At 49.0% G+C, this 9102-nt stretch carries 9 protein-coding genes and 1 pseudogene; 9 read left to right on the top strand and 1 reads right to left on the bottom strand.

Features of this window, described 5'->3' with window-relative positions; genetic code table 11:
* From KDK16_RS11505 to lipA, 9 genes and pseudogenes are all read left to right on the top strand, one after another.
* Nucleotides 1-235, top strand: a pseudogene (locus KDK16_RS11505) (penicillin-binding protein 2); the annotation flags it as partial.
* Nucleotides 232-1380 carry a rod shape-determining protein RodA gene (rodA, locus tag KDK16_RS11500; RefSeq protein WP_257276216.1) on the top strand — a complete coding sequence of 383 codons (1149 nt, stop codon included), beginning with the start codon at nucleotides 232-234 and terminating at the stop codon, nucleotides 1378-1380. The pseudogene KDK16_RS11505 and the gene rodA, both read left to right, overlap by 4 nt.
* Nucleotides 1381-1521: 141 nt before the next feature.
* Entirely contained in the window at nucleotides 1522-1875 is a 354-nt protein-coding gene (locus KDK16_RS11495) for a hypothetical protein (protein WP_257276215.1), read from the top strand.
* A 78-nt stretch (nucleotides 1876-1953) separates the two neighbouring features.
* The gene (mltB, locus tag KDK16_RS11490; protein WP_257276214.1) at nucleotides 1954-3054 is read left to right on the top strand and encodes a lytic murein transglycosylase B; all 1101 of its coding nucleotides are present in this window, start codon (nucleotides 1954-1956) and stop codon (nucleotides 3052-3054) included.
* Nucleotides 3055-3190: 136 nt separating this feature from the next.
* Complete coding sequence (locus tag KDK16_RS13425) at nucleotides 3191-4015, top strand: septal ring lytic transglycosylase RlpA family protein (RefSeq protein WP_306670803.1); 825 nt, start codon at nucleotides 3191-3193, stop codon at nucleotides 4013-4015.
* Nucleotides 4016-4187: 172 nt separating this feature from the next.
* On the top strand, nucleotides 4188-5405 hold the full coding sequence (locus KDK16_RS11475) for a D-alanyl-D-alanine carboxypeptidase family protein (protein WP_257276213.1): 1218 nt from the start codon (nucleotides 4188-4190) through the stop codon (nucleotides 5403-5405).
* 89 nt (nucleotides 5406-5494) lie between these two features.
* The gene (locus KDK16_RS11470) at nucleotides 5495-5761 is read left to right on the top strand and encodes a YbeD family protein (protein ID WP_257276212.1); all 267 of its coding nucleotides are present in this window, start codon (nucleotides 5495-5497) and stop codon (nucleotides 5759-5761) included.
* A complete protein-coding gene (gene lipB, locus KDK16_RS11465; protein ID WP_257276211.1) occupies nucleotides 5761-6423 on the top strand; it encodes a lipoyl(octanoyl) transferase LipB in 663 nt (220 codons plus the stop codon). Before KDK16_RS11470 ends, lipB begins: the two co-directional genes overlap by 1 nt.
* Nucleotides 6424-6500: 77 nt before the next feature.
* Nucleotides 6501-7520 (top strand): lipoyl synthase, encoded by a 1020-nt coding sequence (lipA, locus tag KDK16_RS11460; RefSeq protein WP_257276210.1) that lies wholly within the window; start codon nucleotides 6501-6503, stop codon nucleotides 7518-7520.
* 14 nt (nucleotides 7521-7534) lie between these two features.
* Here the strand turns inward: lipA and KDK16_RS11455 are convergent.
* Nucleotides 7535-9102, bottom strand: a 1568-nt coding sequence (locus tag KDK16_RS11455) for a WD40 repeat domain-containing protein (protein ID WP_257276209.1), incomplete at its 5' end; no start/stop codon positions are given.

The following is a 9102-nucleotide window of genomic DNA, read 5'->3' as shown; positions in this document are numbered from 1 at the left end:
TCCTCAGGGTGAAGAATATGATGCTGAAAAACTCAAGGAGTTCGAGCGGGATCATAGTCTGTTCGTGGCTTTTGCGCCTATTGAAGATCCCCAGATAGCGATGGCTGTGGTATTGGAGAACAGCAATGGTGCAGCCAACGTAGCCAGGGATGTGATGGACTTTTATCTCCTCCCCAGACTCGCCAGAGCCGAACAGAAGAAAACCAGTGCTGACAACAAGAGGACCACACAATGACCGGTCAGGATTTTGTTCGCCAGCTAGATGAAGGGCAGGGCTTTCACAAGGCACCTGACTGGTCAGAGCGCCTGCATATCGACTTTATGCTGATAGGTTTTGTGGTCATTGTCTGCGGAGCCGGTCTGTTTATTTTATACAGTGCCAGTGGGCAAGATATGAGCATTGTCATTCGACAAGCCATCTATATGCTCATTGGGTTTGTTGGCATGATTATCATTGCCCAGATTTCACCTCGACTGCTGATGCGGCTGTCACCGTGGATATATATTGGCGGTGTCGCTCTCCTGATCGCTGTGTTGATCATGGGGATTCACTCCAAGGGGGCACAGCGCTGGATTCAATTACCTTTTATTCGCTTTCAGCCCTCTGAAATCATCAAGCTGGTTATGCCGATTGTAGTGGCGACTTATGTTTCAAAGCGACAGCTGCCGCTTTCTTTAAAAAATATTGTCGCTGTAATGATCTTGATTGGTATTCCAGTCGTGCTGATTGCCAGGCAGCCCGACTTGGGGACCTCCCTGCTGATTGGTGCTTCAGGCCTGTTTATATTACTGCTGGCGGGGTTGAGGAAGCGACTGATTTTTTCTGCGATTATGCTGGCCGTTCCTTCTATCTGGGGTTTTTGGCATTTTGTCATGCTTAACTATCAGAAGCAGCGGGTGCTGACCTTTCTCAATCCCCAGAGTGATCCCTGGGGTGCAGGCTGGAATATTATCCAGTCAAAAATTGCCATTGGATCGGGTGGGCTATATGGTAAAGGCTGGTTGTTGGGAACCCAGTCGCATCTGGACTTTCTGCCGGAGAGTCATACTGACTTTATTATTGCGGTATTGGCGGAAGAGTTTGGCCTGATGGGATGCCTGATTCTACTGGCATTATATGCTCTGATTATCGGTCGAGGCCTGTTTATAACACTCAGGGCTCAGACTCTGTTTGGCAGACTGCTGGCAGGTAGTATTACCCTGACGTTTTTCGTCTACATCTTTGTCAATATTGGTATGGTGAGCGGCCTGCTACCTGTGGTCGGGGTGCCTTTGCCTCTGGTGAGTCGGGGAGGAACCTCGCTGGTTACCCTGATGGCAGGGTTTGGTCTGTTGATGTCGATACAGACTCATAAAACATTTCTGGGGCAAAGTCGGTAATTGCAGGGAAAACCCTCTTTTTCATAAGTTCGTTCCCTATCAAATGATTACGCAGGCGACAGCCTCCGTTTAGGTTAAATGTTGCTCGCATGAGCTATACTCACAGGCATTCAGTCGGTCGCTAAACGTTGAGTGTTTGTCATGCAACCTGTTCAGTTTCAGGGCATCCTGCGGGCAGCAACTACCCTGCCCCCCGGTCAGTTCGATGTTCTTCACAAAATGCTCCCCCCAATATCAGTCGTCTGCAAGCAGGAAGACGACAGCGGGTTCCGGCTGCTGGAAAGGTTTAGGTGCAATCTTGACCAACACCCCAATTGTTCATACGTCGTTAAAGCACTGGCGAACTCACGCAGTTTAGGAGCGCCGTATGGGCTTAAACGATATCACAAGATCCGTTCGTTCTCACAAGAGGGCTTTTTTACATCAGGTTTCTCTGCATTGGGCAAAGCAACATTTAACTTAAATAAAGCCGGTACGCTAGTTGTCTCTCCGTGACTGCTGTAAAGTAGACATTATCCCGTATGAAGTTCAATCAGCTAACGGCATTCATCTGAGTAGTAGCAGGGAGGGCATATGGCCTTAAGAAGGGTAAAAGAATTTTTAGGACTGCCGCCATTTCGACTCATGGTTGCAGGTGTATTGTTCAGTGGTTGTCTTTTAGCGGCACCGGCAATGGCTGCTGATTCTAAAAAGGCAGTCGATGATAAGCCTGATTATGCGCTTCAACCAGAAGTAAAGGCGTTTATTGATGACTTGGTCAAGAACGAACAGTTTTCTCGCAAGGAGCTGCAGGACATTCTGGGTAAGGCTAACAAGTCTGACAGAGTACTTGAGTTAATCAGCAGGCCAGCTGAGAAGCGTCTGGAGTGGAAGGACTACCGAAAGATTTTTATGACCCCGGAGCGAGTAGACCTTGGCGTGACCTTCTGGGAGGCGCACCAGAAAACGCTCTCCAAAGTTGAAAAGGAGTATGGTGTCCCTGCGGATGTGATTGTGGCCATTATCGGCGTTGAAACTTACTATGGTCGCCAGACCGGTGGCTTTAAGGTTCTCGATGCGCTGTCTACTCTGAGCTTCGATTATCCTCCGCGCAGCAAGTTTTTCACCCAGCAGCTGAAAGAATTTCTTATTCTGACCCGCGAGCAGGAACTGGATGCTTCAGATCTGACCGGCTCTTATGCTGGCGCCATGGGTATACCCCAGTTTATGCCCTCAAGTTACAGGGCTTACGCGGTAGATTATACCGGTGATGGTCAGTCAAATATCTGGAAGCAGGAAGAAGATGCTATCGCCAGCGTTGCCAATTATCTCCGCGAAAATGGCTGGAGAGCCGGCAAGCCTATTGCCAGCAAGGCGAAGGTTACTGGAAGCCAATATGAGAAAGCGGTGTCTGACTCCGTCAGGCCGAAAAAAACCCTGAAGCAGCTGGAAGGTTCTGGCTGGCGTCCAGAGGCCCCTGTACCAGACACTGCCAAGGCAGCTGCCATCAAGCTTGAAGGTGAAAAGGGGCCGGAGTACTGGCTGGGGATGCATAATTTCTATGTCATTACGACGTACAACCGCAGCAAACTTTATGCAATGGCCGTTTATCAGCTAGCGAGGGATGTAAAAACCGGCTATACAACATCAGTGTCAAAGTCTGGAAGGACATTAGCCGGAAAGCAATCTAAATAGTCTGAGCCTTCTGGTTCATGAACAAAGGCACCGTTTTTATGCTTCGGGCGTAAAAGCGGTTTTCTTTTTTTTTTGTCACAGATATTCGTTCAGGCTCTGTAGCCTAAGGCAGAATAACGTTAAAGCGCCATATCCTATGAAATTGATAATCAGAGCAAGATCTATAGCAGGAAGCCTTCTGGGACTGACCTTTCTTCTGTTAAGTGGTTGTGTGACTGTTGAGGACGGGCCTCCCACAGAGAAAAGGGATGTCAGCCAGATCCCTGATGCCATTCCTGTCACCCATGATGGTCAGTTCAAGGATTCTCCCTATGAACTCAATGATGTGACCTATACCCCCATGAAGAGTGCCAAAGGCTATCAGGAAAAAGGCAAGGCCTCATGGTATGGCTCCAAGTTTCATGGCAAGCAGACGGCTAACGGTGAAATTTACGATCTTTATGGTATGACTGCGGCGCACAAGACTTTGCCTCTGCCTTCCTATGTCAAGGTCACCAACAGTCACAATGGCAAGTCGGTTGTACTTCGGGTCAATGATCGTGGGCCTTTCCATGGTGATCGGGTTATTGATCTCTCCTATGCCGCTGCCGTCAAGCTGGGGTTCGCCAAAAAGGGAGTGACTGATGTGCTGATAGAGGGGATAGATGTGAGATCCCTTGCTGCCGCTAAAAGTACTGAAGCAGCTAATGGGGGTGATAATAATCAACTGCTCTTTGTGCAACTGGCAGCGCTAAAAAATTACCACTACGCACAGGTATTGCGTCGGCAGGTGGCTGAAACCATAGGCAGTGATATCAAGGTGGTGAAAGGGGATGAGGAGCCTGATCCCTTTTACCGTGTCAGGATTGGACCGATTCAAACGATCGAGCATCTGGAGGAACTCCTTGATAAGCTCGATGAAGGTGATTTTGACGTGCCATACCTGATTTACGAAGATGCATCTGAGGCCATCAGGGAGTAGTCTGAGTCAGGTTTTTTTAGTCGGTCAGGCCTATGTTCCAACCGGGGGCTGGTAGACTTTAACTGAGCAGACCATGAACACATTACATTCTATTTTCAATGCTTCCCTTAAACTCATTAGTCGGTAACATTATAATGGCCGACAACAGTGAATTTCAGAGCTAATTTCTATAATGATCAAACGATTAAATCCTGTCCGGGCCAGTCATGAGCGATTGAAAAGTGTAGCTGGATGGGTGCTCATGGTGTTTATTCTGGCGACCGGAACCGTTCGGGCTCAGGCTGCTGCCCTGATTCCTGCTGCACCCAAGATCGCTGCTAACAGTTTTGTATTGATGGATGCTGACAGCGGAGAAATTCTGGCCTCCGATAATGCGGATGACACCTCTCACCCCGCCAGCCTGACCAAAATGATGACCGCTTACATCGCCGAGGTTGAGCTGGCTGCTGGCAATATTCATCGCGATGATGAGGTTCTGATCAGCGAAAAAGCCTGGAAAATGGGCGGCTCGACCATGTTTGTAGAGGTGGGTGAGCGGGTTCCGGTGCAGGAACTGTTAAAAGGTATCATTATTGTCTCCGGTAATGATGCCAGTGTCGCGATAGCTGAGCACATTGCCGGCAGTGAAGACGCCTTTGTCCAGCTTATGAACAATACGGCCAAACGACTGGGGATGATTAACTCCCATTTTATGAATGCATCCGGCTGGCCTGCGTCTGATCACTATTCCACTGCGAGGGATCTTGCGATACTGTCTCGTCACATTGTCAAAGATTACCCGGAGTATTATGAGCTTTATGCTCAGAAGTATTACCAATACGGTACCAACAAGAAAACCGGCAAGCCATTGCGTCGTCAGGCAAACAGAAACCGTCTTTTATGGAGTAACCCCAATGTGGACGGTTTAAAAACAGGCCATATTGAAGCCAGTGGATATGGTCTGGCGGCTACTGCAAAACGCGATGGACGTCGTCTGATTACTGTTATCCTGGGTGCCAATGGAGAGAAACAGCGTGCTGCTGAGGCACAGAAACTACTGACCTATGGCTTCCGTTTCTTCGAAAATGTGGATGTCAAAAAAGGTGGCGTAACGCTTGAAACTGTCCCGGTCTGGAAGGGGACACAGGATCAGGTAGACATTGCCATCGATAAGGACTTGATTGTCACAGTTCCCAGGCATACCGGTAAGAAACTGAAAGCGACGATGGATATTGATCCCATTATTGAAGCGCCAGTCGAAGCTGGCCAGCAGCTGGGTACACTGAAAGTGACTATCGATGATGAGATCGTCAAAGAAGTCCCTCTCAGAGCAGAAACTGCGATAGAGCGTGGTGGTTTCTTCAAGCGTCTCTGGGACAGCATCGTGCTGTTCTTTAGGGGGTTGTCCTGAGCGTTCAGTGGCAGTGTCCAGTGAGTGAAATACTAATATCTTCAGGCTTGACGACTCTGAAGATATTTCATTTATCAACAGTGTAAAAAATGACCGATCAAGAAGCGCTAAAAATTGAATTTCCCTGCGATTACGAAATCCGTATCGTGGGTAATGCTGCTCCGGATTTTCAGGAAGCTGTCTGCGCTATCGTTAAGCAGCATGCTCCGGATTACGATGGCAACTTCCGGCTGAAAGAGAGCCGTACCGGCAAGTATACTTCTGTCATGGTGACTATTCTCGCCACCGGAGAGCCTCAGCTGAAAGCGATCTTCGAAGACCTTAAAGCTACTGGCCGGGTGCAAATGGTACTTTGATGAAGCTGAATATCCGCTATCTGGGCAGGCAGCCCTACGAGCCCGTGTTCGAGGCTATGAAGGCATTTTCCGAACAGAGAGATGAGCAGACGGTTGATGAGTTCTGGTTTGTTGAGCACGATCCTGTCTTTACTCAGGGGCAGGCCGGCAAACCCGAGCATGTTCTGGCACCCGGAGATATTCCCGTGGTTCAGGTGGATCGCGGAGGTCAGGTTACTTATCACGGTCCGGGTCAGCTGGTGGTCTATCTGCTGATGGATGTTCGCCGCTCAGGCAGTGGTCCCAGAAAAGTGGTGTCAGCTATTGAGAATGCCATCATCAAAGTGCTTGCAAGCTATGGTGTAGAATCCTGCGCCAGACCTGACGCCCCCGGTGTTTATATTGATGGTGCCAAAATTGCGGCCCTGGGGCTGCGATTCAGGCAGATGAGAAGTTATCATGGACTGAGTATCAATCTGGATATGGATCTGGAGCCGTTTACCCGCATCAACCCCTGCGGTTATGAGGGTTTACAGGTCGCCCAGCTCAGGGAGTTTCGAAATCCTGTACAATGGGATGAAGTGAGCAGTCGCTTACTTGAGTGTCTCATGGAGGAACTTGGGTATAATGAGGCGCAAACACTAAAGGAAGAAGCAGAGCTTGATCTGGCTCAAGAGGCCTGAGCAATCTGTCTCCAAATTCAAGTTAGTGAACGAACGGGTTCACAAACGGTACAACTGATCGACATAACTGGGATTCTATGACCGATAGCAACCTGATTCCAACCGTCCAGATTCCGGCTGTTACCATTCAGAGTGGCGAGAAATTTGTCAATGAAAAAGGCATTACCGCCATCAAGAATGGCATCAAGGCCAGCAATCGCTCCGATGAAGCGGTTCAGCCTTTTATGCGCAAGCCGGATTGGTTGAGAATCAAGCCCAGGTACGGCAGCAAGTTCAAAGAAGTCAAAGAGACTGTTCATGAGCACAAACTGAGTACCGTTTGTGAAGAGGCCATGTGCCCCAACATCAATGAGTGCTGGAGTTCCGGTACCGCCACTATCATGCTGATGGGCGATGTCTGCACCCGTGCCTGTCGCTTCTGTGCGGTGAATACCGGGAACCCCAAAGGCTGGCTGGATAAGGAGGAGCCGGACCACACGGCCAACAGCGTAAAACTGATGAACCTGAAATACCTGGTTCTGACCTCTGTTAACCGTGATGACCTTGAAGATGGCGGTGCCGGTCATTATGCCGCCGTCGTAAAACGGGTGAAGGAAGTCAATCCTGAAACCGACGTTGAAGCGCTGACACCGGATTTTTTGGGTGTATTGGCAGATGTAGAAACTGTGGTTGACAGCGGTATTGCCGTTTTCGCTCAGAACGTTGAAACCGTTAAACGACTGACACATCCTGTTCGTGACCCGCGTGCCAGCTATGAACAGACGCTCGCTGTTCTGGCTCACTCCAAAAAATACCGACCCGATGTACTCACCAAAACCAGCCTGATGCTGGGTCTGGGTGAAACCGAGGACGAAATCATTGAGACTATGAATGATCTCAGGGCCATTGATTGCGATATCCTGACTCTGGGCCAGTATCTGCAACCCACCAAAAACCATTTGCCAATTGAACGTTACGTGACGCCCGAAGAGTTCGAGAAGTATCGTCAGTGGGGCCTGGAAAGAGGTTTTGTTGAAGTCGTGGCCGGTGCCCTGGTGCGCTCAAGTTATCGTGCTGAGCAGGTGTTGCAGAAGAATAATGTGGGCCTGAGCCAATGAGTGACAGCAAACCATCAGTCACTCATCTGTAGTTCAGTGATTTTCAACGTACTAACGCTATGGAAGGTCTGGATGGTCAACACATGGCCATCCATGCTGAAGGTGGCTGAATTGATTGTACCATGATCTGAAATGATGGCTTTTTCTTTCCAGGTTTCATCGTTCTGCCGACCATAAATTTTCGCCGTGCCATCGTAACCGGCGGTGATCACATGTTGGCTATCGGGGCTGAATGTGGCTGAGTTGACAATATCGTCATGGGAAATGATGGCTTTTACTTCCCATGAACCACCGTCCTTCAGGCCATAGATTTTCGTCTCGTCGTCATCACTGGAGGTCTGCAAATAGCGGTTATCGGGGCTGAATGTGGCTGAGTTGACCTCTTTTTTATGGGAAATGATAGCTTTTTCTTCCCATGATCCATCGTCATTCAGGCCATAGACTTTCACCTTGTGATCATTACTGGTCGTCATCACATGGCGACCGTCGGCGCTGAAGGTGGCTGACCTGACACAACCGTCATGAGAAATAATAGCTTTTTCTATCCATGACCCATCGTTGTTCTTGCCATAGATTTTCGCTTTGCCATCAAAACTGGCGGTCACCACATAGCGGCCATCGACACTGAAGGTGGCCGATACTACTAAAAGCCTGTGGGTAATGATGGCTTTTTCTGCCCATGACTCATCGTCCTCCCGGCCATAAATTTTCACCACGCCATCTCCACTGGCGGTCACCACATAGCGGCCATCAGTGCTGAAGGAGGCTGAAGCGACCAAGTCATTATGGGAAATAATGGCTTTTTCTTCCCATGATCGTTCGTCTTTCTTGCCATAGATTTTCACCTTGCCGTCTCCACTGCCACCGGCAGTCACTACATAGCGACTATCGGCACTGAAGGTGGCTGAAATGACTCCGGCGTTATGGGAAATGATGGCTTTTACTTCCCATGAGCCATCGTCTTTCTTGCCATAGATTTTCGCCTTGCCGTCTTTACTCCAGCTCATCACATAGCGGCTATCTGCGCTGAAGATGGCTGATATGAGGAAGTTATCATGGGAAATAGTGGCTTTTTCTTCCCATGATTGTTCGTCTTTCTGGCCGTAAATTTTCGCCTTGCCATCTACACCAGCTGTCACTACATAGTGGCCATCGGCACTGAAGGTGACGGATCTGAGACCACAATGGGAAAAAGTGCCTTTTGCTTCCCATGATCCATCGCTCTTCTGGCCATAGATTTCCAGCGTTTTATAATTCCTGACACTCACCAGATGGCGGCCATCGGTACTGAGAGTGGCTGAGCCGGTCGCGCCATAAGAGGGGAGGGTGGCTTTTGTCTCTAATGCAAATGTTTTACATTGATTCATCAGTTTAGTGAGGGTGGAAAAGAACAGAGCGGGAAAATGAATACTCCCATGGCGATCCATGATTGACTTGATTAATGCCTCATCCTTGGTAAAACGTCTCAACCATTTCTGGAGTTCATCTTTATCTTTTGCAGTGACGATTGTTTTTATTAGCGCCTGGTGTGATGAAGCAAACCGGCGAAACCATGCCCTTGCCATTGAATCATCATTTTTGA

It is taken from the genome of Endozoicomonas sp. SESOKO4, from assembly GCF_024606275.1.
This window is presented reverse-complemented; position numbering and strand designations above follow the sequence as displayed.

Excerpts from the sequence above, each read along its gene's own strand:
- rodA (WP_257276216.1), top strand. The coding sequence starts at position 232 with ATGACCGGTCAGGATTTTGTTCGCCAGCTAGATGAAGGGCAGGGCTTT.
- KDK16_RS11495 (WP_257276215.1), top strand. The coding sequence starts at position 1,522 with ATGCAACCTGTTCAGTTTCAGGGCATCCTGCGGGCAGCAACTACCCTG.
- mltB (WP_257276214.1), top strand. The coding sequence starts at position 1,954 with ATGGCCTTAAGAAGGGTAAAAGAATTTTTAGGACTGCCGCCATTTCGA.
- KDK16_RS13425 (WP_306670803.1), top strand. The coding sequence starts at position 3,191 with ATGAAATTGATAATCAGAGCAAGATCTATAGCAGGAAGCCTTCTGGGA.
- KDK16_RS11475 (WP_257276213.1), top strand. The coding sequence starts at position 4,188 with ATGATCAAACGATTAAATCCTGTCCGGGCCAGTCATGAGCGATTGAAA.
- KDK16_RS11470 (WP_257276212.1), top strand. The coding sequence starts at position 5,495 with ATGACCGATCAAGAAGCGCTAAAAATTGAATTTCCCTGCGATTACGAA.
- lipB (WP_257276211.1), top strand. The coding sequence starts at position 5,761 with ATGAAGCTGAATATCCGCTATCTGGGCAGGCAGCCCTACGAGCCCGTG.
- lipA (WP_257276210.1), top strand. The coding sequence starts at position 6,501 with ATGACCGATAGCAACCTGATTCCAACCGTCCAGATTCCGGCTGTTACC.